This is a genomic window from Paenibacillus sp. FSL R5-0923 (assembly GCF_038009145.1).
Lineage (GTDB): Bacteria > Bacillota > Bacilli > Paenibacillales > Paenibacillaceae > Paenibacillus_AQ.
The window spans coordinates 1,918,513-1,944,154 of record NZ_JBBPAT010000001.1 but is presented as its reverse complement, the minus strand read 5'-3'; the positions used below and the strand labels follow the sequence as shown (position 1 = coordinate 1,944,154).

Here is a 25,642-nt window from a genome sequence, read left to right as displayed (position 1 = left end):
CTACAAAGAAAAAAACGGTTGTCATCTTTTAACGATGACAACCGTTTTTTGTAGATTTTAAATGAAGCCGATCCTCGGACCTTTACATTAGAAATGAAACTAGATGTACCGGTCCGTCACGCCCGTTAGGTTACGCCGGTTTAGTCCGGTAATCCCTTGCAACTACAGTCTAATTTATGAAATGGATTCCATAGCAAGCTTTTTATTTGCAAAGTAATTTACGGACGATATGATAGAATAAAAAGACTAGACACTACACACAAGCACCAAAGGGAGGCTGTTGTTCTCGAATGGCTAATATAAAAGAAATCGCCCGTATGGCTGGTGTTTCCGTGACAACGGTCTCGCGAGTACTCAATAATCATCCTTATGTAAGTGAAACCAAACGAACCGCTGTTTTAAATACGATTGAAAAGTTAAACTACACGCGTAATATGAATGCCGTGCATCTAATTACCGGCCGTACCCACGCCATTGCCGTTATTATCCCTAATATCAACATTTTTTATTTCTCTGTAATTATTGAAGGCTTAGCCCAAGAAGCGTTGCTAGCGCAATACCGCTTGATTCTGTGCCAGACCGATTATCGTCATGAAGAAGAACTCAAGGTACTGGAGATGCTGCGCAACAAAGAAATTGACGGCGTGGTAATTGTATCTACGAGAATGAGCTCAGAAGTCATTGATGAGTATACAGCATATGGCCCGATAGTCATCTGCCAAGATAGAGGTGAACGCCGCTTCTCTTCTGTGTATATCGAACATTATTCCGCTTTTCGCTCCGGCCTGCAGTACTTGCATGATAAGGGGTATGAACAGATAGGTTACTGTGAAGGCAGACAACATGGCAGCAGTAGTTCTATCCGGCAAATTGCCTTTAGTGACTTTCTATCCGCTACAGGCCAGCCTTTTCAGGAAGAATGGATGATGTATAACTGTATGAATGAAGAGGACGGTGGACGTGTACTGCACCAACTGCTGAAAATGAAGAACCGGCCTAATGCCCTAATTATTTCAGGCGATCATGTGGCAGCCGGTCTAATCATCGAAGCGTGGAAGAACGGTATCCGTATTCCTGAGGATCTGGCCGTCATCGGATTTGACGACCAGCCGATCGGACGACTTTTAGGTCTAACCACCATAGATAACCAGTTACCCGAAATGGGCGTTACAGCTTTTCGGATCATCTATGATCAGATCCAAAATAATGATAGTCATCCTGTACACCGTAAGCTTGAGTATCGCATTATTGAACGTTCTACGGTATAGCACGTTTCAGGTATTGTTCAAAAACGGTCCACCTCGCAGTCTTCTGTGAGTGGGCCGTTTTTATTTAAATAGAAGAGAGACTAATAATTCTCGCATATTATCCTTATTGTATTCATTTTTACCCCTTGCATCCGGATAGATTTTGTTTTATTCTGAGTATGAAAATAATTTTCTTATTTGAAGAAGTAATTTTAAAAATAATTTTAAAAGTTACATTAGAAGTCGAGGTGGATTGATGTCCCCAATTTTATATGCACTTGAGCATGAAAAGTCCAAGCTGTCTCAAATGGAGCGCAAGCTGGCGGAACGGATCCTGTCATCACCAGGTGAAATCGTTCATATGGGCATCACAGAACTCGCGGAGCAATGCGGTATTAGTCCTGCTACTATCACACGTTTTTGTAAGGTTCTACATTTTAAAGGCTTCCCAGATTTCAAAGTAAAGCTGGCGGCTGAAATTGCTCATAGCGATGCAGCGCCTCAGGATGGTGGTTCTTCTTATCAGGATATCGTTGCAGGTAACCCGCTTTCCGTAATTGTGGAAGCGATGCAAACGAACCACCTGACATCCATTCGGGATACTACTTCACTCCTAGATCTGGAACGATTACAAGCAGCCGTTAATTTATTGTGCCAAGCACGACGAGTGGATCTTTACGGGATGGCGACTTCCTCCATTGTCGCACAAGATTTCTATCAGAAGCTGATCCGCATTGGCGTGAATTGCACCGCTTTCGCTGATTCCCATATGCAGATTACATCTGCCTCTTCGCTATCTGAAGGCGATGTCGTATTCGCAGTATCGTATTCCGGAGAAACCCCAGAGACCATTGATGCTTTAACTTGTGCCAAAGCCAGCGGAGCAAGCACCATCGCTCTAACCTCTTACGGCAGCAGCACCTTGGCAACTCTGGCTGATATTCCACTCTTCTCCTCTTCTCTGGAAAAAGGAATGCGCCGAGGAGATATGGCTTCACGTATTGCCCAGCTACACATCATTGATATTTTGTTTACTGGAATGGTCAGCACCCGTTTTGGGGATTTTATTCCTAGACTGGAGCAATCTTATTTGAATGTCCAACATTACCGAAACAAACGAGGAGGTCAATCTTAATGAATATTCTTAAGTTCAATAGTGATGAAGATTTTGTACAAACGGGTGCGAATCTTATCGCCAGCCTGCTTCAAAGCAATCCAAAAGCGGTGCTCGGTCTAGCGACCGGAAGTTCCCCAGTTGGTGTTTATGCCAAATTGGTTGAAATGCACCAAAAAGGACTTGTAAGCTTCTCGAAAGCCACTTCCTTCAATCTTGATGAGTATATCGGATTGCCTGTTGATCACCCGCAGAGCTATCGCAGTTTCATGAACGAGCAATTATTCAATCATATTGATATTGACCCAGGACAGACACATATCCCTAACGGCAATGCAGCAGATATGGAAGCGGAGTGCCTCGCATACGACAAAATGCTGGAAGAAAACGGACCGGTTGACTTGCAGATCCTCGGGATTGGAAGCAACGGCCATATCGGGTTCAATGAACCAGATGCCAATCTCAGCAGCAAAACCCATGTCGTTGATTTGCTTGAAGACACACGGGAAGCAAATGCCAGATTCTTCGACTCTTTGGACGATGTGCCGCGGCAAGCAATAACCATGGGCATCGGCGGCATTCTGAAAGCTCGCCAGATTCTATTGTTAGTACGCGGTGCCGGCAAAGCTGAAGCCATCCGGAATGCCGTTGAAGGTCCGATTACTACCCAGTGCCCTGCATCTTTACTGCAGAGCCATCCGAATGTAATCGTCCTTGTAGATGAAGGAGCAGGAAAATGGCTGAAATAAATAAAGAACCAGGAAAATTACTGTTTGGTAAGGTGCTGACTCCAAAAGGATTAATTGAGCATGGCGTGATTGCCGTATCGGGTGAGCAAATTCATTATGCCGGCGAGGCAACATGGCTTCCAGAGGCTTACGCGCACTGGCCAGCTGATGGTCAAGCTTCGGAAGACCTGCTCATCCCTGGATTTGTAGATGTGCATGTACATGGTGGAGCTGGCCACGACTTTATGTATAGTGATGCTGAATCTTTAAATACCATCACTAAATTTCACAGCTCCCAAGGCACAACTACCATGTTGGCTACGACTATGACTGCCTCCAAGCCAGCCATTGACCAAGTATTTGCAGAAATAAACGCATATCGCGCCACTGAGATGCCATACACACAAATCGCGGGCATGCATTTGGAAGGACCGTTCATCAGCCCGAAATGGTCCGGTGCACAAAACCCTGAGCATATTGTTCTTGCCAATATTGAGTGGCTGGAACAATGGGAGAATGATTATCCGGGCATGATCCGGCAAGTCACCTTGGCTCCGGAACGCGAAGGTGCACTAGAAGCTATCCTCTGGCTCCGTAAGCATGGTATTACTGCTGCTCTCGGTCACACCGATGCTTCCTTTGAAGAGGTTATTGCCGCGGCAGATGCCGGATTAAATCAAGCCGTGCATATGTTTAATGCAATGACACCGCTACATCACCGCAAGCCTGGAACTGCTGGTGCTGTAATGTTCGATAAACGCATACGTGCGGAGATCATCGCCGATGGCATACATGTTCATCCTGCAGCGATTTCTCTAGTGGCTAATCTAAAAAAAGATAACAATTTGTTATTAATTACAGATGCCATGTCTGCAACTGGTCTTAGTGATGGCGAATATACAATCGGTGATTTACCTGTGCTGGTTCAAGATGGCATCGCCACACTTAAAGATAACCCTGCCGCTTTGGCGGGTAGTACACTTACCATGATTCGTGGCTTCCGTTATCTCATACAAGAAGTAGGGCTCAGCTTAGAAGAAGCCTCCCGTGCTGCAAGCCTTACTCCGGCGATATCGATTGGAATGGAGCGTTCGATCGGTACCTTGGAAGCCGGAAAACGTGGTGATATCCTGCGTCTTGACGCTGAATTGAATTTGCGAGGCGTATGGATTGGCGGTCGCCCAGTTACCATTTAATAAGGTGGTTATATAATAAAAAAGCAACAATTCTCGCCACAAAGGTGAGGACTGTTGCTTTTTTTGGTTTATAAAATCGAACTATTGATTAATAATTACGCGTCGGGAAAATTCGCTCAACCATCGTTCGGAATTCATCCACAAAACCCTTGATTGGATGACCCGCACGGGCCTCTTCTGCATAAACGTTAACACGCTCTACAAAGTCTGGGTTTGCTGATACATATACATCCTTAATCGTTGCATCATGTTTTTTAACTTCAGCAGCGATTTTCGCTTTAATTTCTTTAGTTACTGTATCTGTTTCTTTCATATTCATAGTGTTATTTGTACTGTTCATGTGAGTCGAATGAGTACTGTTCATGTGTGTGGAATTACTTCTGTAATTCGTACCATGCGTACTATTGGTGTAGTTTGGAGTGGTACTGCGAATACCCATTCCAGTCCCCAAACCATCTGTCATTCCTGTCCCGGTTCCGGTTGTATTTCTGGTTCCCATGCCCATTCCGTTACCAATACCCATTCCCATATTGACATCATGTTTCGAACCGTTGCTATTCAGCAGAGGTCCATTATTATAAGTATGGGTTCTTGTCCCAGTCGTTCCTGTACCTGTACCTGTACCTGTACCTGTACCTGTTCCCAGACTTCCCATTCCGGTTGTTCCATTTCTGTGAGTACCCATGCCAAGTGTTGCAGGTCCAGTGCTTGTTGTACCAGGGACTGTATTCACAGTGCCTCTCAGAGCTCCGTTCGTTCCATTCGTTACGGCCCCTGTATCATTCATTCCATCGCGTCCTATTTTCACTCTTCCTGTACCCGACATTACTCCAGTCGGTCCATAATTGTGAGGAACTGTAGACGATTTGGCTCGATAAGATGTAGTACCTTTGGCCCGAAGACCAGTAGTTGTATCATGTAACGTTACGGCGACATACGCATTTTTACCTGCAAGCATTACGTTCGCAGTGCGAACTTCAGGCATAGCAGCAATACGATCAGCAAGATCCTGACTGACCTCCATTTTAGTAATATTATGCGTACCCATTGTTCCTCCGCGCACGGAGTTTACACCGATACGTCCGTCATTTACCCCCCGGACACTATTAGTTTGCACATTAGTCTTTTCTGCCGTATTCGTCCCACACCCTGTAATACTCACCAAGCCTAGAAGTAATGCGGCTGAGACTGACATGCTGATCTTGGATCGCATCATGAATTCATCCTCCATCTCTATTGTTGTATGTGTGCAGCGTAACAGTCGTTAGCATGACCTTCCGAAGAACAAGCTATCCTGAAAGGATTTGGAACTATGACTGTTTACCGTCACCTGCGAATGCACATCGGCGTATCTTATAAACAGTAAGCCGTATTTCAACGAGTCGGTATTGCTCCGCAAAAGTCAGGAGGCACGTGCATGAAAGTTTTATTCACGTTTTATATACCGAGTGGCGGGGTGGAGACTTTAAATAAGCTGCGGTGCGAGAGTCTCCAGCGTAATGGGATCGAATGTCATGTTTTATATCTAATGCCTGGTTCAGGAAGCCAGAATAAGGCTAACTTTCCGGTCTTCATTTCCTCTATAGATGAGGAGATTAAAGAAGTACTTGAGACACATAACTATGATGCCATTATTGTTACATCCGATTATTTATTGCTCAAGCGTCTGCGTGAGCTCGGTTATGGCGGTATTTTGATATACGAATCTCAAGGACTTGGAAAACGGAGTCATGCGGAAGATCTAATCAAAGACGCTATTCCTTATTTCCGCTCCTACTGTAACGCTGTCTTAATCCCACCAACGGATCATTTACTGGAGCTGTTTATTGAAATCTGTCCATGGCTACATCGGTATGTCATTCCCAATATTGTTGATGTTCAGTCCTTTCAGCACATCCCTGCTGAACCTCCCGCTGATCCGGTCATCGCTTGGGTCGGGCGTCTGGAAAGCAACAAAAATTGGCGCGAATATTTGAGAATTGCCCATCAAATTCGCCTTCACAAACCAAACCTTCATTTATGGATGTTTCATGATCCTGAATTAGCCACAGAAGATCAAAAGCAGCTCTTCCAAGAAGAATTGCAAACCTTAGGTCTGAATGACCGTCTGAGTACCTTTACCAATATTCCAAATCATGTGATGCCGATTTATTATTCCTCGATAGCCAATTCTGGTGGGTTTCTGTTATCCACCTCGGTTACAGAGGGATTTGGATATGCCGTTGCGGAAGCCATTTGCTGCACTTGTCCCGTACTTAGCACGGATTCCGACGGCGTTAGATCTTTTATTGTGCATAATATTTCAGGTAAATTTTATCCTCTTGGCAACATCCAAACGGCCGTCAATGAAGGGCTAGAGCTAATGAACAATATGCCAATGCGAAATGCACTCCGCCAGCAAGGAAGAAATTATATGGTTTCACGTTACGGTACGGAAAAATATGCGCAGTCTTTTCGTGAAATGATGAACTCCTTTGCCATCTTCTAACTGCAAAAGAACCTTCAAACCACTTTTTTGTGGATTTGAAGGTTCTTTTATAATTTTGGGACATACTAAGATGGATTCCTTGATACAATCTCAAATAACATATTTTGAAATATTCGTGTACTTTTTTCCCAAGTGAAATCCTGTGAAACCTCTTCCCCCTTACGAGCCAATCGTCGGCGTAAAGACGGGTCTCTGATTAAGGTTATAATGTCATCTGCAAGCCGATTCTCAAACCGGTAGGACATCAAACAGTTATGACCATGTGTACAATATTCCTTATTCCCACCGGCGTAAACCGTAACGAGCGCTGCACCACAACGCATAGCCTCGATCCCTGGTAACGAACCTGTATCATACGTACTCGAACTTACGAAAATGTCGCTCTCACTATAGTGGAAACAAAGTTCTGTATCATTCGCTGGAGTTCTTATTTGGTAACGTTCGTCGTTCACTAGGGCTTGTAGCGTTGCAGATTCCGCTTGTTCTCCGGGAGGAGAAATTAAATATATTTCAACCTCTGGATGGTGGGCTTTAACCTTGTTTAATTGCCGAAGTAAATAATCCTGCTCACGGTGAGCTGAGAATCCGCCCTCTGGTTTGCGCATAATCGCGGAAATTACCAGCCTTTTATTACGATTACGGATTTTCGTATTTTTAAAAACAGGACCTACCCCGATCGGTACGATTCTCCCTTTAATCCCATGGTTCATCTGGACAATTCCTTGTTGCCAGTGTGATAGAACCAGTAGGTTGGATGCAATATTATACGATGAAAAAGAACGGCTATTGTCAGGTAAAAAGGTAGGCTCATAACAAAGCGCCAATCGAACATGAATGCCTTTCCCCTCTTCACTTGCCCGCTGTGATACCTCGACTGTGGTATAGAAGTTGGAGATAATCACATCTCCTGCAGGAAAATCGCTTGCTGCCAGTTCTCCTTCTTTTGCATAGATCAGTTTACATTTCATCTCGTATTCTACGACACCATCACTGGGTAAGAGGATCGTCACTTCATGACCCATTTCTGTCAGACGATTAGCCAGCTCCGTGAGCATACGCTGCGCCCCGCCCCTAGTTAGAGTTAGAACAGGAAATATTAATTTCATTTCCTTCTCTCCTTTTGCAACAAGCGTGATAGAACCCGGCGATGTCTTGCTTGTACCTGCTCAATCTCCTTTTTCTGCTCCTCTTTGTGAATCACTGAGCCCATTTCGTTATGAACTCGGTAATCAAGCAGCGGTTCCTCTATATAAGACCATGTATAATACGGCAAAATACGCAGCCATAGATCATAATCTTGTGTATACAACAATTTCTCATTAAATTTCCCTACTGTGCGAAAGATATCCATATGGAGAAGAACCGTACTTCCATTCACCGGACAGCCTAACATCATGGTCTCAATAAACTGTGCCCTGCTGTCAAAAATCATACTTATCGTCTCTGAAATCCGCTCACCCTGCTCGTTTACATAATAATAGGCTGTATAATTAAACAAAGTATCTGTGCTCTTGAGCATTTGCATCTGGTGATTGATTTTATTCGGATGAAATAAATCGTCAGCACTTAGCCAGGCAAAATAAGTTCCGGTAGCTACTCCTATCCCTCTGTTTAGCGCGGAGGCGGTTCCTCCATTGCTTTTTCGTATATAAATAATCTTATCCCTGAAGGGCTCAAGCTTTTCCATCCAAAGAGTAGATCCATCATCGATTACAATGATCTCTATGTTCGAATAACTTTGTTCCAAGACGCTTTGGATGGCGAGATCCACATATGGACAGTTATAAAAAGGAATGATCACTGACACTTTAGGTTCTTCACTCATGCGCTCACCTCCTTCACCTGAAGCTCGCTCTTTATACTGTTTTGCAAGCCAATAAGGCATCTACCGGAGCATGGCCTTCGCCATACGCCTCACGAAACGATGGGTTTTGAGCATGATGAAAGCCTTTAAGTACAGTTACAGCATACCCCAGCTCCATAAAGTCCTCCGGCTCCCATCCGCTCCGATGCTTTTGATAATGTTCTCCTTGCAAGTGATAATGGTCCGTTCCCTCCTGCGGAAAAAACCCCCGAGGTGTAAACACGACTACACGATTATAGGCGATTCTCTCGGCCATCCCGAGTAATCTCTGTCCTTCCTTCCTTTCAAAGTGTTCTATGGAATCGATAAAAGTGACTGCCGAGAACGTCTTAGGAAGAAATAATTTATCCATATGACTAGCATCCCCATGCACTGGAATAATGTGAGGTGATTTATATTCACGATGCAGTAGGTAAGGTCTGTGAATTTCTAGTCCTAGGACAACTGCGGCTTCATACCGTTCAAGCAGGGTACCGGTGCCGCTGCCGATATCCAGTATACTTTCACAGAATTTCAACTGCTCCAATAAGATTGGTAGAAAGTCATTCACTTCAATTTCCCGGTACATAACCTTCTTACCCCCCCATCGAAGAGATCAAGTGTTGGAGCGGACCCTTGTAGCGAGCGTTGGTTGCAGCTGCCTCTGCCATAATGACATCGTAATACTTAAGCGTCCCCATCCCTTCATGATTACGGTAAGCGGTGAGTGACTGATTCAGCATCACAGGTGCATACCCGTTCAGAATCGCGCGGTACCATAAATCATAGTCATGTGTATAGGGAAGTGATTCATCAAAAAGCCCAATCGCTCCAAATACCTCTCGTTTGAACATCACCGTGCAGCCATTAATAGGGTTCCCCTGTAAAAAACAACGTAAATAATCGAGGTGACTAGGAAACAATAACGATGCGTTCATCTGAACTAGTTGAGATTGACCGTTAATAAAATTGAAGTTGGTATAAGAGATGAACAGGTTGTTCTGCTCCATGAACAGCACCTGATTATTGATTTTGTCTCGATAGAATAAGTCATCTGAGCTGAGCCAGGCCACATAGTCTCCGCTTGCATGCAAGATGCCGTGATTCAGTGCAGAGGCGGTTCCTCCGTTACTTTTCCCTAAATAATGAATTCGCGGAAAATACGGTCTAATCAGATCTGTGTGAACGGTCGAGCCGTCATCGACGACGATGATCTCGTATGGCTCCCAAGACTGTGAAAGCACACTTTGCAAGGCATGTTCTATATAAGGGCAGTTATAAAAAGGAATCACTACCGATACTTTCGGTCTCATAACATCCGTCCTTCCCAGTTCACGCGGCAATAGTCCAAAATATCTGTTAAGGACTGACTAAACTCAATTCCCGGCTTCCAGCCCAGTGAAGATACATTGTCTTCAGGTGTTGCAGAGGCATCTGAAGTTATTAGTTTATCCCCCGCCACTCCGTTAACCGGAATAGACAGAGCAGCTTGTGCTGGTCCCCAGTCCATCGGAATTGAAGCACTGGAGCGGCTTATCAGTTGCTCCGCAATATCCCCAAGTTGCCGTTGTGTCCCTGAGTCGATTTGATAAATGGTTCCATTAGTACCTTCGCGCAATATAAAGTCATAAGCTCTTACAGCATCGCGTACATCCAAAAAATCACGTAATGCATAGCGAGATGAAAGTTTAAAGGGAGGGATTTCTTCGCCTGCATGTACTTCACTACGAACAATATGCTGTGCCAATAAAGAGCAGAAACCAGTAGAAGGACCGGGACCGATTAGGTTGCAGGGCTCAGCCAGCAGAACGGGCTGTTTAAACAGCGTCCCCCAAGCCAGAGACACCAGCTCTTCTATTGTTTTGCTGAGGCTATATGGGTGTGGGGGTCCTGCCACCACACCCGGTTTGAATTTAAGTCGCGAGCCTGCTACAAGAATTCGACTGGTAGGTAGACTTCGCATGGCTTCTAACAAATATAACGTTGCCATCACATTCGTCTCCATAAAGAGCAAAGGGTTACGCCAAGACTCGGGCACCGAGTTGTTTCCTGCCAAATGAAGGACAGCCTCCGGTGTAGTTTCCTTGATCATCTCAGCTACGGCCTTCCGATTGCTTAAATCACAGTAATAAACCTTCACTCCTTCTGGAAACAAAGCGGAAGCTAGGGCACCCGCTGTGGATGGCGGACGCACCACAGCAGTAACCTCAGCGCCTCCTGCCAAGAACAAATGAACGGCATGTCGACCGGTGAATCCGGCAGCCCCGGTAATCAGTAGTTTTTGACCTTTCATGGGGACATCTCTGACTGTTTCATCCAGTCAGCCAGTTCTTGCAGCATCAATGGGTACGAAGGCAACGGTAAATTAACATCCGTTCTTGTATTCACTAATGTTCGATCTTGAACATGTTCATCCTCAGGGATGATTTCCACATCCTCTTTATGAAAAGCAGCCTGAATATGCTGAAGCAGCTCATACTTACTTACCGGCTTCGGATGCGCTAAATGGATCAGCCCCGATACCGTGGAATCCAGCAGCGTATCCATTGCCTTAGCTAATTGGAGTGTAGTGACTCCGTTCCACATCACCCGGCGGTATCCTGACACTTGACCACGCTGTGCCAGAAACCAATCCATCAAACCAATGCCGTCTGGGCGGATTTCCGGACCAATAATCGAAGTCCGGATCGTAAGATGCCCAGGTTGCCGCACCTCGCCAAGACTTTTCGAAATCGCATAGGCAGAGGTTCCATCAGGAACATCCTCTTCTGTGTACCCCCCGCGTGTTCCTTCAAACACGCAGTCGGTACTGATATGAATAAGTCTTGCATGAACAGCTTCCGCCATCCGCCACAAGTGGTGAGGAAGAAAGCCATTCACGTGGTAAGCCCCTATTTTGTCACGTTCTGCGAATTGATTGAGTACCCCCATCGCATTAATGATGCAATGAGGGGAGACGATATCGACCAGCTTCTCTACTCCGGCTATATCGTTCGCATCTACATACAGCCCGCCAAGATCGCTCTTATCCCGGGTTGTATGGAAGACGTGATGCTTGCCCTGGCGGCGGAAATAATCCGCCAGCATATGCCCCGCCATACCGTTTCCACCAAGGATAAGCAGCTTCATTGCAGGAAACCTCCTCGAATCAAGATGCTTTTGATCTCTTCCTGATCCATTAGATTCGTCTCGGAGCTGAAACTATTAAAAGAGACATGAGGATAAGCGCTATAATGTGCCTTTAACTCTGGCATGTTCAGCGTAGGGAGAATCACTAGATACTGTTCATCGTAGACAACGGTTGTTAAGCTTTCGAAATCGCTCATTAGAATCTCGTGTATTTTCTCCCCCGGACGAATTCCGGTCTCGATAATACTTACATTCGGCTCTCCAGAGGCCTCGATTAACACCTCAGCCAGGTCGATAATCCGGCAAGTAGGCATCGTCATGACAAAGATTTCTCCACCTAAGCTAACCTCAGAAGCTTTAAATAACAGCGTAATCGCATCGCGTAGTGTGAAAAAGAAGCGGGTCATTTTCATATCGGTAATACGTACCTGTCCCTTGTCCTTGATCTGCTTCATGAACAAATGTACTACGCTGCCGTTCGTTCCGAGCACATTACCTCCACGTACGGTTACAAAACGGGTGTTTGAGCCAATTAGATTGGCATAGACGAACAATTTTTCTCCAATCGCTTTGGTCATTCCATAGAAGTTCGACGGGTTTGCAGCCTTATCCGTAGAAATGTAAATGGCTTTCTCAACGCCATTCACAATGGCTGCTTCGATTACATTCTGAGTGCCTACAACATTGGTTTTGAGCGCTTCATACGGCTGATCCTCACAGACCGGAACATGTTTGAGCGCCGCCAAATGGAAGATATAATCAACGCCACGGCACGCGGCGACCAGCGCATCCTTGTCACGGATATCGCCAATGATAAAGCTGAGTCGTTGATCCTCGAACTCCCGGCTCATCGCCACCTGAGCGGACTCACTGCGGGAGAATACGATAATTTCCTTAGGATTTTGCGGCAGAAGTTGCCTAATCAGCTCATGCCCCCAGGAACCGGTGCCGCCTGTGACCACAATCCGTTTATTATTGAACATGCAGGTTCCCTCCAAGCAAAAATTTAACTACCTTTACCGAAACATCCGGAGTCAAGTAACCTTCCGGAGCCTCCCAATCCCGACGGAGCGCCGCCATCAGCTTGACGCTACGTAGAATACTTTTCTGGTCAACACCTGACACCACGTTACTTCCGCAATCTACCGTTTCGGGACGCTCTGTTGTTCTGCGAATCGTAACGGTTGGTACTTTCATCAAGCAGCATTCCTCCTGTACGGTCCCACTGTCGGTGATGGCACACAAGGCGTGCTGTTCCAAATAAACAAAATCAAAAAATCCGAAGGGCTCATGAAATTCAACGAGAGGGTTCATTGGAAGAGAAAATTGCTCAGTTAGTTTGGAGCGAGTGCGAGGATGAATGCTGCATATTAAACGAATTCCAAAATGCTCAGCCACTGCGTTAAGACCTGACATAATTTGTACAAGGGACTCTGGATCATCTACATTCTCTGCACGATGTGCTGTTACAAGGAAATACTGCCCTGAGGTAAGATTCAGCTGCTCCAGAATGCTGCTAGCCTGGATTTTCGGTTCAAAATGAGTCATGACCTCATGAATCGGATTTCCTGTTAACACAATACGTCTGCTTGGGAAGCCTTCGCTGATTAGATGTCTTTTGCTCTGCTGTGTATATGGCATATTAATGGTCGAAACGGCATCTATGACACGGCGGTTTTTCTCTTCGGGCACTTTTAGGTCATAGCAGCGGTTGCCTGCCTCCATATGCACCACCGGAATACCCATTCGTTCGGCCAAAATCGCGCATAACGCGCTATTCGTATCCCCCAGAAGCAAGACACGGTCTGGCTGTTCTTTCTGTAAAATGCTCTCTAGCCCTCCGAACATGGCGGCAAGCTGGCCGCCGAGTCCTGCTTGCTTATCCTGCAGCACATAATCCGGCGCCCGCAGTCCCAGCTCTGCAAAGAAAATGCCACTGAGACTGGCGGTGAAGTTCTGGCCGGTATGCACCAGGATGTGCCGCTCAGCATGTTCGTCGAGAAGCGGAATGATAACACTGAGGCGGATGATTTCAGGCCTCGTGCCTAAAATCGTCATGATCTTCATGAGTTCACTCCCCTGCCTGTTTGATGATGGTCTGACTTGACTCAGTCGGGTGGACTGAGACTGCTAGAAGCGCGGGTTGGGCTTTTAGCAGGATTGGTAGAATAGCAGATTTGCGGCAATCTACGGGATTTATACCGTTCATTTGGCGGTTCCGGCTGGATTTGCGACAATTTGCGGGATTTATACCGCTCATTTGGCGGTTCCGGCTGGAATCGCGGCAATCTGCGGGATTTATACCGTTCATTTGGCGGTTCCGGCTCGAATCGCGGCAATTTGCGGGATTTATACCGTTCATTTGGCGGTTCCGGCTCGAATCGCGGCAATTTGCGGGATTTATACCCCTCTTTTCGCTCGTTTAGCCGAATTCGCGACAATCTGGAGCATAAATACCCCTCTTTTCGCTCGTTTAGCCGAATTCGCGGCAATCTGGGGCATTTATACCCCTCTTTTCGCTCGTTTATCCGAATTCGTGATAATCTGGAGCATAAATGCCCCTCTTTCCGCTCAGCCTGCCACCTTCGCGGCAAGCGAGGCACTTACGCAGCGCGCCGCCGCCCACCCCGGCGGGCTCGGCGGCGCTTGCCCCCGGCGGTGCTCCGCCGCCGGGCAGAACCCTTACGCCGCTTGCGAGCAGCGCGGCGCAAAACCAACGGGCGCCCGCTTCGCCGGCGCGCCCGGGCTTTGCCGCGTCGCTTGCGGGCGACGCGGCTCGGCAGGCCCTTGCTTCGCGGCAAAGCCGGCGACGCAGCGGGCAATTCAGGCAGGACAGCGGGTAGTTCCACCACGCTGTCAGCCTCGCGCACCGGCGGTGCGCTGCAATAGCGGAGGCTCCACATCTCCGCAAGACCCTGCAGGCGGCTCCGATAAGCCGCCGGACCATAAACGGCGTCGACTCGCTCCCGCGCTTGGGCGCCTATGGTTATCGCCAGTCCCGGCTGCGCCAGCATAACGTTGACTCTTTCGGCCAGCGCGGAAATGTCCGACGCGGGCACGAGATTTTCGCCGCAGCCTGCTGAGTGCAGGATTTCCCGCAAGCCCCCGGAGTCGTAAGCGACCACAGGCTTTCCAAAAGCCATTCCTTCCAAAGCGGTCATTCCAAAGCCTTCGCGGATCAGGCTGGGAACAACCAGCACATCCATAGCGCAATAAGCAGATGGAAGGCATTCAGCATAACCAACAAATTTAAATCGGGTATACAGACCCTCGAGCTTTACCTTGCGGACACAGCGATCATAGTAGCTTTTGTCACCAGCTGAACCTATGACAACAAATTTCGCACTAGGATGGACCGCGTACACAAGCACAGCCATTTTCACAAAATGTTCCAATCCTTTTTCCTTATTAATAAAGGAAGAAATATAACCGACCAGCTGCTCCTGCGGTTTAATCTTTAGCTCTCGCCGTCGTTCGCCCCGAAGCTTGCTCCAAGCCTCAATCATCATCTCTTTGTCATTCCAAGAAGGGGGAAGCTGAATCACTTTCTCCGCTCTTACTTCCTCTGGAAAGCAAGCTGCTGCCGTTTGTGAAATAGCCAGAATCTCATCACTATTCCGATGAATCAGCCCTACACTAATGGGTGTATATTCATTGTCTGTTATCGTCTCTGATATTTTCCATACCACCGGAATGCCCAGTGACTTGGCAGCCATTGCTGGCAAAGCATGGACACAGGTACTTGTAATAATAAACGCCGGGCGCAGAGAGGTCAGCCAGTCTGTTAACTCGTGGTACTCCCTGCTTTCCTGGAATTTACGAGCATCTGCCTCGAGCCCTGCATAAGGAGTGTACATTCCATATAAAAGAGGAATCGAGAGCAACTGTACACTTATTCCGAAGCTTCGAGCCTGAGCAGTCAGCTTGCCGTCCTGTGGTGCAACGAGAATACAATTAAAGTACGGAGAAAGCTCCTGAGCGAAAAACAACAACAGCTTCTCCGCTCCGGTAATACTGCGTGTATTAGATACATGTGAAAAGAGGACGATTGTAGCTTTATCAGCCATGGCGTTTCGGCGCTCCCTAACGAGGGCCTGGAGCAGCCATTCACCTCCCTAAAAGTTTTACGAAGCGTTGCTCAAGTTTCTTACTTCGCAGTAAAACTCGCTTCGGAAGCATTCGCTTAGTTTTACGAAGCGTTGCTCAAGTTTCTTACTTCGCAGTAAAACTCGCTTCGAAAGCATCCGCTTTGTTTTACGAAGCGTTGCTCAAGTTTCTTACTTCGCAGTAAAACTCGCTTCGAAAGCATCCGCTTAGCCCGAGCCTCGCCCTCTCAGTCCATAACCCACCTTTGCCTCCGTTCAGCTATACAAGCCGCTCCATCAGCTTCTTTTCATCAGGTTACAGGCATACGCTGAGGTCCGGTTCTACAGTATATCGAGGAAAAACAGATGCCGGCACGACACCTGTCCCCTGCTAAGCGCACATTTCCATATCCAGTTTGGGCCAAAGTCTAGCCATAGATTACTGTTAGCATCTGGTGAATACGTTTTGCGTAAGTGTGATCCTTGAGCGTCCGTTCAAAAGCACGCAGCGCGATTGCCCGGCGTTCCTCCTCATGGGTTAAGTAATAACGGATCTTATCCATCATTTCCTGAGGACTCGCAAAGGTCACAATTTCTTCATCCGGTTTGTAGAAAGATCCCATATCATCTCTAGCATCTACTAATTGCAACGTGCCCGTTGCTGCAATTTCAAAGGTACGCGGATTAGGAGAAACGGCAGGAATCGAAAGCGTATTGTTATTAACCACTTCATCAATGTGCGAGCGGTGGAGGTTAATGACGATTTTGGAGCCGCTGTAAGCTACTGACGTCTCTTGTGGGGACATCCATTTGCCAATTTCAATACGGTCACCGTAGAGCGGAGCCTCAGGCAGACGATCCCACCAGATTCCGTTAATCACCGTGTTATAGTTCATCAAATCAGGAAGAATCTCACGGAAGAAGTTCACCCGGTTCCAATAGGCGGAGCCAATAAAGCTAACTTCCCGATTGACTGACGAACGTGTTGTAGTAGGACGGTAATGCTCCAGGTGAGCAGCAAAAGGAAGATAATGGACCTCAGGGCAACCAAGTCCCCGATAGAAATCAATACAATTACGTTCAAGTGTGAATACAAAATCGTAGTGAGCCACAATCTTGACCGTAAAGTCAGTGTAATAAGGATCATCAGTAAGCCAGATAGCTGTCCGAATGCCACTAGTGCGTAGAGCATCGATCTGCTCAAGAGGTAAATCCATACCGTCTAGCACCAATACCAGATCCGGTCTTTGCGCTGCAGCCAGCTCTACTAGATTTTGACGCACATCCGTAATTGTGACTTGAGCTGTTAATTTTTGTAGTGCGCAAAGAACCGCATCATCTAAAGGAGAGTAAGGGTAGCCTTTGCCAGAAGCGACATACATGACATGAATATTCCGCACAGGAAATACTTCTTCAGATCGACCATTCAGGATCGCAAGGCGCCCCCGTAAATAGCCCTCATCATACCCCCCCTTAAAACCACTCAGACGACCACGCAGCTTTTCTTCCTCCGGAGGTGTAAGAGGTAATGGGGGGGTAGGCATAATAAATTCATTATTGTTCATAATCCTCGCTCCTTTATCCCGTTATAGATTTCATACACGTGAAGCAATTACATTCAGCAAATGAGGCAAACGCGCAGTGAATGTATGGTTTCGCATGGTAGTCCGTAATCCCCGTAAAGCATAGATTCGCCGCTCTTTTTCATGCTTCAAATAGTACTCAATCTTCTGCTGCAGTTCCTTAGCCGAGCCAAAAGTATCCAGATCATAACCAGGCCGATAATAATTGCCCAAATCCTCACGAACATCCGTAAGCTGCATAGTACCGCAGGCGCTGATCTCATAGGTGCGCGGATTAATGGAGCGTGAAGGAAGGCGGTAGCTATTCCGGTTATCCTGACCCTCTTCCCACGGGCGGTGAATATTAATGACTATTTTTGCTCCACTGTAGTAGTTCGCTGTCTCCTCAGGCGGGATAAAGCCATTGCTGATAAAAGGTGTAAGTTGATCATAGGTTGCGAGGCGTTCCCAGAACCCCCCAGCGATAAGCACTTTTTTCCCCTTAAGATAAGGTGCCAGTTCGTCAAACAGCTCTGTCCGATTACGAAATGCATTACCAATAAATACAATGTCATACTGATATTGCGGGCCGGTACGCCGTGGGTAGAACATCTTTGGATTGACACATAGTGGCAAATAATGAACCGATGACACCCCAAGGGATTGATAAAACTCTACACAACCCAGCTCATGTGTAAATACGTGATCATAATGCTTGCAAATGACTGAAGTGTCCTCTGTAAAATAAGGATCATCCACAAACCAAATGGCGGTTGGGATGCCTAGCTTTCTTATCTCCGAAATCTGTTCTAAATGATTTTCCGGGAATACATGAAGCCCATTCATCACTAGCACTGCCCCAGGCATTTCCCGTGCCGCGGTTTCCAGCATCGTTTCAGGAGTACTTATTACAAGCTCACTTACAAGCTGCTGCAGCGCCTCCGTTACGCCAGTGTCGATCGCCTGAAATCCTTGAGGAACATACATTAACTTAAATGGTCGGCAAGCTTCGACCCCTGGAGTATTCAGACGCTGCACAGCCTCACACATGCCAAGACGATATCCTTCGTGATAACCGTCGCGATATTCTCGCGGATGCTTGTGTTTTTTTCTCTTTCTCGCTTTCACGGCCTTCACCCTGCCCCGTCGTATTCTCAAGACAGTATAACTATATGCGGAGTCAGCACTCGCCTCATGGACATCTGTCTTTACTAGAACTAAATTGGCAGATGTCCCCTGTCTTTTGCCCGGCTTGCCCGAACCTTAGATGATTTCATCCACTCACAGGATGCTGGTATACTATAAGAGGTTGTTCAAAAAGTCCGCTTTTGATCACGAAGTAGCCCAAGAAGCTTACTCGACATCGAAGATTGAATTCAGGCGAAACTTCCGGTGCTCACGTAGCTTCCACTACGCTCCGCTCCTCTGTTTCAACCTTCTTTCAATCTTCTCGGTGCTGAAAACCGCACTTTTAGAACACGCACTATAAAGGTCTAGCTTGAGACTTACATCTCGTCATATCTGAGCGGAAATGATTATTTATGGCATTCACAAGGGGGGCACTATGAATAACACCACGTTGTACTTGCGCCATGCAGAACTGCTTCGTGATCAGGTTCCATCATTCCAAGCCTATCCATTTCATCTGCCAGCCGTAAGAACACTGGATCGGCTTATTTTTCAAAAGCCAGTAACCTTTCTTGTCGGGGAGAATGGCACAGGGAAATCTACATTGCTAGAGGGAATTGCTGCTGCGTGGGGCTTTAACCCTGAAGGTGGAACACTTAACTTCTCTTTTAACACTCGTTCCTCTCATTCGAGTCTCTATGAGTATTTTAGAATTGCTAGAGGGGTTAGACGTCCAAAGGACGGCTTTTTTCTACGCGCGGAGAGCTATTATAATGTGGCTTCTTACATTGATGAATTAGATGAACAACCGGGTTTCAGCCCACCGATCAAGAACTCCTACGGTGGTAAATCCCTGCACGAGCAGTCTCACGGAGAGTCTTTTTTCGCAGCGTTCGTTCATCGTTTTGGAGGGCGTGGTCTTTATATTCTCGATGAACCTGAAGCGGCTCTATCTCCTCTACGGCAAATGTCTCTGCTGGTGCGTATGCATGAGCTAGTGCAACAGGATTCACAGTTTATTATCGCGACCCATTCTCCCATTCTAATGTCCTATCCGGGAGCTGAGATTTTTCTTCTAGAAGGTGAGGGCATAAGGTCTGTCGCCTTGGAGGAAACAGAGCACTATACCGTGACCAAAGCATTTATGAATGACCGCCAGGGTATGCTGCGTGAGCTATTAGAGGATGAACAAGCATAAACACCTTCGACGTCCCTATAAGGACGGTAAGCGTTTAAGCGAGAAATATAAGGATAATTTACAACATGGAACATATAAATTCTTATATTTTAATAAAAACAGCAAGTCTCCATAATCGGAAACTTGCTGTTTGAATTGTTCCATAAATTAACGTCTTACAATTCCCACTACCTTGTGTACAACCCATCCGAACATGACTACAACCATCATATCGAAGCACACATTAAACAAGAATAAATGCTTACCGATGTCAGCCCTTCCGTCCCCAAGAATCGGAACCAGGAAGGAGAAAATCCCTATCAGTCCTAATAACATCAGCAGTTCACCAGCAACTCTTCCCTGAACATCCCGACTACGGAAATATTGGAACACCGCCCCGGCAAAATACACCAGATAGAATATAGTGAGAAATCCGAGCGTATGCGGAATATGCTTGTTCTTGAATTCGCTCCACCCGCTGTAAGTGTACGATAATGCACCTGCTGGCTTATTTTCACTCTTCTCATAGTTCCCTAGATAATAAGGACGAATCGCCATACTGTTACTAGCAGCATATTCCATATTATCTATTAACCGTCCTGGATGTTTTAAGTAGAAGAACAATACATCCTTATGGGATACCCGGTCGTAGAAATCCGGTACCAGCGAAGGATCATCCTGTTTGATCACTGTATCGGTCTGAAAATAATTCGTGCCCGCAAGTACCTCCAACCGCTCCGGCAATCCGAGATCCTGCAAATCTCCCTTCACATCTGGTGATTCGTTTAATATCCCAAAAAACACAGTCTGATACAGGTTAATATGCTTCAGCTCTTTTGGCGCCGTCACGTACATAACGATGGATACCAGAAATATCGCAATCGAAAAGCGTAAGGCCAGCTTTCTCCATTTTCGCTCACCATCAAGCGTCATAAACCGCAGGAAGATCAATGCAAAGGCAATCCCAATCGGCGCATTCTGAATTTTGGAGGTGACCAGAAACAGTATCGCAATAAAAAATAAGGTTAATCCCTTAGTCGTAGGCTTTTCTTGGATAGTGAGTCTTAACCCCAGTGCAAAGGTCAACAGCATAAACACCATCGATACCGGTTCTCCAAACAAGGAGTTAAAGTATGCCAAATACCCAATATCATAGAATACAAACAAAATAGCTACACCTAGCAGCAGCCCCGTAACATAAGAGCCGCGAGCATTGTACTTCACCAGCAGCCAGGTCGCCACCAGTAAAAGAAGACCGTAAACTGCACCGAGCAATCTAACATCAAAAAAGCTGCCATGGATGAGCCCGCCGATCAACCTCGGTACAAGCACAATCAAAATCTGTGAAGAAGGATAGAAGCCCCTAAACAAATTCTCATACGCAAAACGAGAATGGCTAAAATTAAAAAACTGGTCGGTATACGATGCTGCAGTATCATAGTAGTTCAGACCGATGGTATTCATCATACGCAGGAAATCTCCATTATCAGCAACCCCAATAAAAGGTCCTACGAATAGCAGATAAATAATGAGACCGCAGCCGGCAAGGCTTACGAGATACTCCGGTTTCCAGAACTTTTTCATGATTCCCCCTATCTCTGTGGTAACAGCTTCACATATTCGTCGGACAAATTCATTAGCTTCAATACATACTCATAATCGCTCTGATATTTCGAGAAGTCCGTTACCGGCTTGAGCGTATCCAGCGACACAGCTTCACCATCTGCAAATCCTTTTCCAGGGACATAGAGAATGTCATCATTAAAGAAGGAGCCGGAAGGCAAATAATATCTCATCCCTAACACATTACGATCAATGTTGAGCAAGTCATGACCAAAGGCTGTATAACCTTCTTGTTGTAGTGAAACACCCATTAAATTAGCAATCGTAGGAAGGATATCTAGTTGTCCTCCCGTACGCTCTACTACCTTCCCTTGCTCCATTCCCGGCACACGCACAATGAGTGGAATATTAAAGCGGCTGATCCGGGAATCATATGGAACACCAAGTGCACTTTCCACTTGCTCTGGCGGAACGTCCTGAGGCTGCAGGCCAAAGTGGTCGCCATACATGACCAGAACAGTGTTATCCCACAATCCATTTTCTTTCAAACCTTCTATTAAAGTACCTATGGCATAATCAGTATAGTTTATAGCAGTCAAATAATCACCAAGCATCGTATCCTTCAAATTATCAGGCACAGTGATTTTCTTAAAGGAATCTGGGATTTTGAAAGGATGATGACTGGATGCTGTCACCATCTGTGCGTAGAAGGGAGTTCCCTTCTTCTTCAGCTCTGTCAATTTCTCGACACCCGTAATATACAGTTGTTCATCGGAAGCACCAAACGCATTAAAATGATCATTCGTAAAATAATCTTTGTCATAATAACCGTTAAACCCAAGCGCCGGATATAGTTCATTCCGATTCCAAAACCCTACTTTATTCACATGAAAGGTGTATGCCTCATACCCTTTATCCCTTAGCAGTCGTGGTAAGCTTGGCAATTCTCTGTCCCCGAATCCGGTAGACATGGCCAAAGTACCAATCGGATAAATAGACGTATTGCTCATGAATTCAGCGTCAGATGTATTCCCTGGACCAATCTGCTGGTAAACATGAGGAAAATAAAAGCCCTCATCCGCTAACTTATTCATGACTGGCGTCAATTCTTGACCATCCAAGGATTGATGTAGTGGGAAATTCTGAAAAGCTTCTAATTGTAGCACAATTACATTTTTACCCTTTTGTGAGCCAAAATAATCAGGAGTCGTACCCGCCGGCTTGTCACTATATGGATAAGAAGATTGCAGCGCGTCAACCTTCGCAATCGTATCCTTAATATCACCCGTTCCAATGAGATTGTTATCTTCATTAATCTTAATCGCAGCAACGACTTCATAATTTAGAAATCCGGCAGTTTCCGCCTGTACAAGCTCATTTGTAATCCCCCGTGCAGAGTGGACAGAATATGCCGATAAAGATAAGCCTCCAATAATGGATACCAGAATCACCACCACATGCACGAATCCTGTCTTCCGGGAACTAAAGCGTTCACGCGGGTAGGTCTTTCCTTGTTTCCATCTGCGAATCAAACCATAGATAGCGAAGATGACAAAATCCGTAAAGAATAAGTAATCAATACTCTTTATGGTAGATTCTACGCTTGCCTTCACTTGAAATACCTGATTGATTTCAGATAAGGCCAGGTAGGTTGGAACAGAACCAAAGTGATTAAAATATACAGCGGCTGCGAACAGCAACAGCGATAAAAAGCCGTTAAATATCCAATAGACGGTTGTTCTCACCCTAGATGGCGTAATCACCGTTAAAATCCCCATAATAAAAAGAACTGGCGCTACATCCGCTGCAATCCATTCCCAAGCAATTCTATCAAAGAACAACACTCTCAGAAGCAACAGCTTTAACCATAACAATATAACAACGATAAAAAAATGGGCGCGATCCGGCCCTTGCTTTTTCACTTATAATCCCCTCTTACATGTTCATTTGTTCGAAATATCAAATCTATTCTAGTAATTTGTAAAATATCAGGTTGTTCTAGTATAACAATACTTACTTTTTTTATCAAAATGGTAGAATTATCTTCCACTCAAAAAAAGAGATGCCCCGCTGCTCTTTCGGCATTGGAACATCCCTGTTAACTATGAGTTGATCAATCTTCAGACGATTGAAGTATACTTAAGCAATCTTTTAATAGAACGGTTCGCTTCATTTAACACAACTTCCTTATCTACAGTCTTCAGCAGACCTCTTTCCATCACAATCTCCCCGTCGATAATCGTAGTTTCCACATCTGCCCGGGTAGCTGAATATACAATTCTAGAGATGGGATCTACGTCATAGGAGGGGAAGGTATGGAAATTGAAGAGATTCAGGAGCACTAGGTCTGCTTTTTTACCCACCTCGATACTGCCGATCTTATCTTCCATCCCTACCGCTTTTGCCCCACCTATAGTTGCCATACGAAATACACTGCGGGCATCCATCGTCGTAGGTCCATGTTGAGGCTTCTGAATAATTGCCGCGAGCCGCATTTCATTAAACATATCCAGATTGTTATTGCACGGTGCACCGTCAGCACCCAGACTTAGTGACACATGATCATGGAGCATCCCCGGTGTATCAGCAATTCCGGAGGCTAGTTTCAGATTTGAGCCAGGGCAATGACTTACATGAACTCCACGATCCCGCAATATGCGCCGCTCCTCAGCATTCAGCCATACACAATGCGCCAGTATTAAGCGCTCATTAGCTAATCCTAGATGGTCCAGGTAGACGATGTTACGCATCCCGGTCATCGCCTGCACAATCTCAATCTCCCCTAAATTCTCAGAAGCATGGGTGTGCACCTTCACATCATACCTTGCGGAGAGATCTCGTACCTCGGTTAACAAGGGTTCGGTGCAGGATATTACAAAACGCGGAGAGAACGCATATTGAATCCGTCCATTGCCATAGCCATTCCATTTTTCAAGCAAATCCACACTTTCCTGTAAAGAAGAAGCGGTATCCTCCTGCAGTGCTTCAGGCACATCTCCTCCTTTTTGATCCATCATTACCTTACCGGACAAAGCACGTATTCCACTTTTAGCAATGGCCTGAAAAGCATAGTCCGTATGGTGAACAGTCTCCATATCAACAATCGTAGTGGTTCCGCTGGAAATCAGTTCTCCAATACCGAGCATCGCCGAATAATAAAGGGATTCCTCATCATGCGCTGCCTCTAACGGCCAAATCCGTTTACGCAGCCAGTCCATAAGCTCCAGATCATCTCCCTTCCCACGGAATAACGTCTGGCATAAATGAATATGCGTCTGAACAAAACCGGGAATTAGCGTACGGTTCGTGGCATCGATGACCTTTTCGTCTCCCTGCGGGATCAGACCAGTGCCTATTTCTACAATGAGATCGTCATTAATTCGAACATCCCCGACAATAATTTCCTCCTGTTTGTTCATTGTAATGATCTCAGCATTTTTGATCAGAATGCTCCCCATTGTCCTTATCCCCCTCATTGTTCATTCGTTTGCCGTTTCACGGTGTAACACAAAAAGGCCACAAAAATATGCCGTAGCATATTTTCGTAGCCAGAAATTTACGGTTTCCGGTAGAGACCCTTAAACCAATTATTAAGGATATACGAAAAGAGAAGCTATTCTATTCCAAATTTGAATAAATCAATCATAAGACAAAGACAGGTTTAATGTCAACAAAAGTTATTTAAACTAACACAAATTTCTTGAATAGATCTATTCACAATTAAAAACAATGATCATCTCTATTAGTATGTAATAAAACCTAACTTAAATTATGATTTCCCACACTGCTTATCAATGTTTCTTAAGTTCCGCTTTTATACTCGTCCTATCACCCGAACCGATAGCTTCGCTTTTAATAAAGTAATAGCGAGGAGGAGATCAAATGCCAACAATTTCTCAAACCCCAAATGAGTTGCAAGCATTCATCGCCGCTGCTGAAAAAGTATGGTTCGAGGTCTACGACTCTGCCGATTCTCGTAGAGTGATCCGCGTTGATGGCGCCGATTATTATCGTCTGCCGGTTAGATTCAGTACCAGAGCTAAGGTTATTTCGTATTTTCGAAAGTACTGGGGCATTACAATGAGCAACACCATGTTCTGTAATTTAAAAACCGTTTCTAGAAACAACAGGCTTTATGTAATATCGGGAGATACAGGAACCATTGCTTTTATCCCAAGAAGACTCACCGTTACGGGTCGCACATCAACAAGAATACGCCTTACAGCAGTTCTGTCCATTGATGATATGAGCGATGAAGATATCGTTAACGTTCGTTACCTGATCGGCGTATCCGGTAGAAGGCTTCTTATCCTTAACCGGGATCAAAAAAATACCGATACTCGATATCAGACATGCCGTTAAGGGAATAAAGAAAAAAGGTC

Annotated in this window: 23 protein-coding genes and 1 riboswitch; of the genes, 7 read left to right on the top strand and 16 right to left on the bottom strand. The window is 45.8% G+C overall.

Features of this window, described 5'->3' with window-relative positions:
* Nucleotides 1-290: 290 nt before the first annotated feature.
* The 4 genes from MKX35_RS08685 (at nt 291) to nagA (ending at nt 4,285) form a co-directional block, all read left to right on the top strand.
* Complete coding sequence (locus MKX35_RS08685; RefSeq protein ID WP_076300412.1) at nt 291-1,268, top strand: LacI family DNA-binding transcriptional regulator; 978 nt, start codon at nt 291-293, stop codon at nt 1,266-1,268.
* Between the two features lie 235 nt (nt 1,269-1,503).
* Nucleotides 1,504-2,382 (top strand): MurR/RpiR family transcriptional regulator, encoded by an 879-nt coding sequence (locus tag MKX35_RS08680; RefSeq protein ID WP_042191459.1) that lies wholly within the window; start codon nt 1,504-1,506, stop codon nt 2,380-2,382.
* Nucleotides 2,382-3,110 (top strand): glucosamine-6-phosphate deaminase, encoded by a 729-nt coding sequence (gene nagB / locus MKX35_RS08675; RefSeq protein ID WP_076119467.1) that lies wholly within the window; start codon nt 2,382-2,384, stop codon nt 3,108-3,110. The genes MKX35_RS08680 and nagB overlap by 1 nt, the downstream gene beginning before the upstream one ends.
* Nucleotides 3,098-4,285, top strand: a complete 1,188-nt coding sequence (gene nagA, locus MKX35_RS08670) for an N-acetylglucosamine-6-phosphate deacetylase (protein WP_076300411.1) — start codon at nt 3,098-3,100, stop codon at nt 4,283-4,285. Before nagB ends, nagA begins: the two co-directional genes overlap by 13 nt.
* 88 nt (nt 4,286-4,373) lie before the next feature.
* Here nagA and MKX35_RS08665 read toward each other — a convergent pair whose 3' ends face one another.
* A complete protein-coding gene (locus tag MKX35_RS08665) occupies nt 4,374-5,501 on the bottom strand; it encodes a YhcN/YlaJ family sporulation lipoprotein (protein WP_076300410.1) in 1,128 nt (375 codons plus the stop codon).
* A 201-nt stretch (nt 5,502-5,702) separates the two neighbouring features.
* On the opposite strand from MKX35_RS08665, the gene MKX35_RS08660 reads away from it, so the two are divergent.
* Nucleotides 5,703-6,773 carry a glycosyltransferase family 4 protein gene (locus tag MKX35_RS08660; protein ID WP_042191464.1) on the top strand — a complete coding sequence of 357 codons (1,071 nt, stop codon included), beginning with the start codon at nt 5,703-5,705 and terminating at the stop codon, nt 6,771-6,773.
* A gap of 65 nt (nt 6,774-6,838) precedes the next feature.
* On the opposite strand, the gene MKX35_RS08655 is transcribed toward MKX35_RS08660, so the two are convergent.
* The 12 genes from MKX35_RS08655 to MKX35_RS08600 form a co-directional block, all read right to left on the bottom strand.
* On the bottom strand, nt 6,839-7,879 hold the full coding sequence (locus tag MKX35_RS08655; protein WP_076300409.1) for a glycosyltransferase family 4 protein: 1,041 nt from the start codon (nt 7,877-7,879) through the stop codon (nt 6,839-6,841).
* Nucleotides 7,876-8,598 (bottom strand): glycosyltransferase, encoded by a 723-nt coding sequence (locus tag MKX35_RS08650; RefSeq protein WP_076285981.1) that lies wholly within the window; start codon nt 8,596-8,598, stop codon nt 7,876-7,878. Before MKX35_RS08650 ends, MKX35_RS08655 begins: the two co-directional genes overlap by 4 nt.
* A 31-nt stretch (nt 8,599-8,629) precedes the next feature.
* A complete protein-coding gene (locus tag MKX35_RS08645) occupies nt 8,630-9,205 on the bottom strand; it encodes a class I SAM-dependent methyltransferase (RefSeq protein WP_076285980.1) in 576 nt (191 codons plus the stop codon).
* A 7-nt stretch (nt 9,206-9,212) separates the two neighbouring features.
* A complete protein-coding gene (locus MKX35_RS08640; RefSeq protein ID WP_076285979.1) occupies nt 9,213-9,929 on the bottom strand; it encodes a glycosyltransferase in 717 nt (238 codons plus the stop codon).
* Nucleotides 9,926-10,909, bottom strand: coding sequence for an NAD-dependent epimerase/dehydratase family protein (locus MKX35_RS08635; protein ID WP_042191474.1), 984 nt, complete (start codon nt 10,907-10,909; stop codon nt 9,926-9,928). Before MKX35_RS08635 ends, MKX35_RS08640 begins: the two co-directional genes overlap by 4 nt.
* Nucleotides 10,906-11,745, bottom strand: a complete 840-nt coding sequence (locus MKX35_RS08630; protein WP_076285978.1) for a dTDP-4-dehydrorhamnose reductase family protein — start codon at nt 11,743-11,745, stop codon at nt 10,906-10,908. The genes MKX35_RS08635 and MKX35_RS08630 overlap by 4 nt, the downstream gene beginning before the upstream one ends.
* On the bottom strand, nt 11,742-12,728 hold the full coding sequence (locus MKX35_RS08625; RefSeq protein ID WP_076285977.1) for a polysaccharide biosynthesis protein: 987 nt from the start codon (nt 12,726-12,728) through the stop codon (nt 11,742-11,744). Before MKX35_RS08625 ends, MKX35_RS08630 begins: the two co-directional genes overlap by 4 nt.
* Nucleotides 12,718-13,812, bottom strand: a complete 1,095-nt coding sequence (gene wecB / locus MKX35_RS08620; RefSeq protein WP_076285976.1) for a non-hydrolyzing UDP-N-acetylglucosamine 2-epimerase — start codon at nt 13,810-13,812, stop codon at nt 12,718-12,720. The genes MKX35_RS08625 and wecB overlap by 11 nt, the downstream gene beginning before the upstream one ends.
* 41 nt (nt 13,813-13,853) lie before the next feature.
* Nucleotides 13,854-14,237, bottom strand: coding sequence for a hypothetical protein (locus MKX35_RS08615; protein WP_143759551.1), 384 nt, complete (start codon nt 14,235-14,237; stop codon nt 13,854-13,856).
* A 111-nt stretch (nt 14,238-14,348) separates the two neighbouring features.
* On the bottom strand, nt 14,349-15,812 hold the full coding sequence (locus tag MKX35_RS08610; RefSeq protein WP_076285975.1) for a glycosyltransferase family 4 protein: 1,464 nt from the start codon (nt 15,810-15,812) through the stop codon (nt 14,349-14,351).
* Nucleotides 15,813-16,258: 446 nt separating this feature from the next.
* On the bottom strand, nt 16,259-17,374 hold the full coding sequence (locus MKX35_RS08605; RefSeq protein ID WP_042194464.1) for a CgeB family protein: 1,116 nt from the start codon (nt 17,372-17,374) through the stop codon (nt 16,259-16,261).
* Between the two features lie 51 nt (nt 17,375-17,425).
* Nucleotides 17,426-18,442: a CgeB family protein gene (locus MKX35_RS08600; RefSeq protein ID WP_081383023.1), complete on the bottom strand. Its 1,017-nt coding sequence runs from the start codon at nt 18,440-18,442 to the stop codon at nt 17,426-17,428.
* Nucleotides 18,443-18,956: 514 nt separating this feature from the next.
* Between MKX35_RS08600 and MKX35_RS08595 the strand changes: the two genes are divergently transcribed.
* Complete coding sequence (locus tag MKX35_RS08595; RefSeq protein WP_076300408.1) at nt 18,957-19,718, top strand: AAA family ATPase; 762 nt, start codon at nt 18,957-18,959, stop codon at nt 19,716-19,718.
* A 147-nt stretch (nt 19,719-19,865) separates the two neighbouring features.
* On the opposite strand, the gene wsfD is transcribed toward MKX35_RS08595, so the two are convergent.
* The 3 genes from wsfD to MKX35_RS08580 all read right to left on the bottom strand — a co-directional run bounded on the left by wsfD (nt 19,866) and on the right by MKX35_RS08580 (nt 24,718).
* Nucleotides 19,866-21,281, bottom strand: coding sequence for a glycan biosynthesis hexose transferase WsfD (gene wsfD, locus MKX35_RS08590; RefSeq protein WP_076300407.1), 1,416 nt, complete (start codon nt 21,279-21,281; stop codon nt 19,866-19,868).
* 8 nt (nt 21,282-21,289) lie between these two features.
* Nucleotides 21,290-23,182: an LTA synthase family protein gene (locus MKX35_RS08585; RefSeq protein ID WP_076285971.1), complete on the bottom strand. Its 1,893-nt coding sequence runs from the start codon at nt 23,180-23,182 to the stop codon at nt 21,290-21,292.
* 198 nt (nt 23,183-23,380) lie between these two features.
* On the bottom strand, nt 23,381-24,718 hold the full coding sequence (locus tag MKX35_RS08580; protein ID WP_076285970.1) for a 5'-deoxyadenosine deaminase: 1,338 nt from the start codon (nt 24,716-24,718) through the stop codon (nt 23,381-23,383).
* 67 nt (nt 24,719-24,785) lie between these two features.
* Nucleotides 24,786-24,884: riboswitch (purine riboswitch) on the bottom strand.
* 258 nt (nt 24,885-25,142) lie between these two features.
* On the opposite strand from MKX35_RS08580, the gene MKX35_RS08575 reads away from it, so the two are divergent.
* Entirely contained in the window at nt 25,143-25,622 is a 480-nt protein-coding gene (locus MKX35_RS08575; RefSeq protein WP_076285969.1) for a DL-endopeptidase inhibitor IseA family protein, read from the top strand.
* Nucleotides 25,623-25,642 lie beyond the last annotated feature (20 nt).

Excerpts from the sequence above, each read along its gene's own strand:
- MKX35_RS08685 (WP_076300412.1), top strand. The coding sequence starts at position 291 with ATGGCTAATATAAAAGAAATCGCCCGTATGGCTGGTGTTTCCGTGACA.
- MKX35_RS08680 (WP_042191459.1), top strand. The coding sequence starts at position 1,504 with ATGTCCCCAATTTTATATGCACTTGAGCATGAAAAGTCCAAGCTGTCT.
- nagB (WP_076119467.1), top strand. The coding sequence starts at position 2,382 with ATGAATATTCTTAAGTTCAATAGTGATGAAGATTTTGTACAAACGGGT.
- nagA (WP_076300411.1), top strand. The coding sequence starts at position 3,098 with ATGGCTGAAATAAATAAAGAACCAGGAAAATTACTGTTTGGTAAGGTG.
- MKX35_RS08665 (WP_076300410.1), bottom strand. The coding sequence starts at position 5,501 with ATGATGCGATCCAAGATCAGCATGTCAGTCTCAGCCGCATTACTTCTA.
- MKX35_RS08660 (WP_042191464.1), top strand. The coding sequence starts at position 5,703 with ATGAAAGTTTTATTCACGTTTTATATACCGAGTGGCGGGGTGGAGACT.
- MKX35_RS08655 (WP_076300409.1), bottom strand. The coding sequence starts at position 7,879 with ATGAAATTAATATTTCCTGTTCTAACTCTAACTAGGGGCGGGGCGCAG.
- MKX35_RS08650 (WP_076285981.1), bottom strand. The coding sequence starts at position 8,598 with ATGAGTGAAGAACCTAAAGTGTCAGTGATCATTCCTTTTTATAACTGT.
- MKX35_RS08645 (WP_076285980.1), bottom strand. The coding sequence starts at position 9,205 with ATGTACCGGGAAATTGAAGTGAATGACTTTCTACCAATCTTATTGGAG.
- MKX35_RS08640 (WP_076285979.1), bottom strand. The coding sequence starts at position 9,929 with ATGAGACCGAAAGTATCGGTAGTGATTCCTTTTTATAACTGCCCTTAT.
- MKX35_RS08635 (WP_042191474.1), bottom strand. The coding sequence starts at position 10,909 with ATGAAAGGTCAAAAACTACTGATTACCGGGGCTGCCGGATTCACCGGT.
- MKX35_RS08630 (WP_076285978.1), bottom strand. The coding sequence starts at position 11,745 with ATGAAGCTGCTTATCCTTGGTGGAAACGGTATGGCGGGGCATATGCTG.
- MKX35_RS08625 (WP_076285977.1), bottom strand. The coding sequence starts at position 12,728 with ATGTTCAATAATAAACGGATTGTGGTCACAGGCGGCACCGGTTCCTGG.
- wecB (WP_076285976.1), bottom strand. The coding sequence starts at position 13,812 with ATGAAGATCATGACGATTTTAGGCACGAGGCCTGAAATCATCCGCCTC.
- MKX35_RS08610 (WP_076285975.1), bottom strand. The coding sequence starts at position 15,812 with ATGGCTGATAAAGCTACAATCGTCCTCTTTTCACATGTATCTAATACA.
- MKX35_RS08605 (WP_042194464.1), bottom strand. The coding sequence starts at position 17,374 with ATGCCTACCCCCCCATTACCTCTTACACCTCCGGAGGAAGAAAAGCTG.
- MKX35_RS08600 (WP_081383023.1), bottom strand. The coding sequence starts at position 18,442 with ATGTGTGAGGCTGTGCAGCGTCTGAATACTCCAGGGGTCGAAGCTTGC.
- MKX35_RS08595 (WP_076300408.1), top strand. The coding sequence starts at position 18,957 with ATGAATAACACCACGTTGTACTTGCGCCATGCAGAACTGCTTCGTGAT.
- wsfD (WP_076300407.1), bottom strand. The coding sequence starts at position 21,281 with ATGAAAAAGTTCTGGAAACCGGAGTATCTCGTAAGCCTTGCCGGCTGC.
- MKX35_RS08580 (WP_076285970.1), bottom strand. The coding sequence starts at position 24,718 with ATGGGGAGCATTCTGATCAAAAATGCTGAGATCATTACAATGAACAAA.
- MKX35_RS08575 (WP_076285969.1), top strand. The coding sequence starts at position 25,143 with ATGCCAACAATTTCTCAAACCCCAAATGAGTTGCAAGCATTCATCGCC.